We start from the raw sequence: 689 nt of genomic DNA, 5'->3' as shown, positions 1-689 counted from the left end.
CGTCTCCTTCAACAAGTTGAGCGGCTCCAAAATTTTCGGCACTTGTGCGATTTCGGATTCGGTTTCGATGAAGGCGACAAGTTTTTGGCAATACTTAATTTCGTCTTCGAGTACGTTGCTCGTATTTTTTGCTGGCATCTTGGCTTTGGCCGATTCATCCATGCTGTAAACGGCCTTTCGTAATTTCCTTGCACGATCTTGCAGAATTTCTTGTGGTGATTTATGGTTGTAGCGCGCTTTCGAATGCGTTGCGTCAACGATAATGGAGTTGCTCTTCAGGATATTCTGCTTGATAGCAAGGGCTACCGTCTTTCCGATAAGCATGTCCAACAGGTTGATATCTTTTAACCGCAGCTTGCGAAATTTCGTCAACGAACTCGGGTCAATAACCGGATCCTCCGGCGCCATGCCTAGGAAATATTTGAACGAAAGGTCATACTTAGAGCGCTCGACAATATCTACGTCAGATAGTTCAAAGATAGACTTCAGCAATAAATATTTAAACATGCGAATGGGGTCAATGGCGTTACGTCCATTGTCCAAACAATATTTTGCTTCCAGTTCCTCATATATGAAGGTGAAGTCCACCAGTTCGTTGATTTGACGGAGCATATTGTCCTTTGGCACGACGATGTCATACAGTGCCGCGTAAGGACTCAGAACCAAAGTTTGTTGTTGCCGAATCATCT

1 protein-coding gene is annotated in these 689 nt (G+C 44.3%); it reads right to left on the bottom strand.

Going from position 1 to position 689, the window contains the following annotated elements; genetic code table 11:
* A partial coding sequence (locus KXG62_RS33880; RefSeq protein WP_218096403.1) for a transposase occupies positions 1-687 on the bottom strand: 687 nt, incomplete at its 3' end.
* Positions 688-689 lie beyond the last annotated feature (2 nt).

Origin of the sequence: Paenibacillus solanacearum (genome assembly GCF_910593845.1) — a bacterium.
Classification (GTDB): domain Bacteria; phylum Bacillota; class Bacilli; order Paenibacillales; family NBRC-103111; genus Paenibacillus_G; species Paenibacillus_G solanacearum.
Note: the sequence above shows the minus strand (reverse complement) of the source record. Positions and strands in the feature narration are given on the sequence as shown.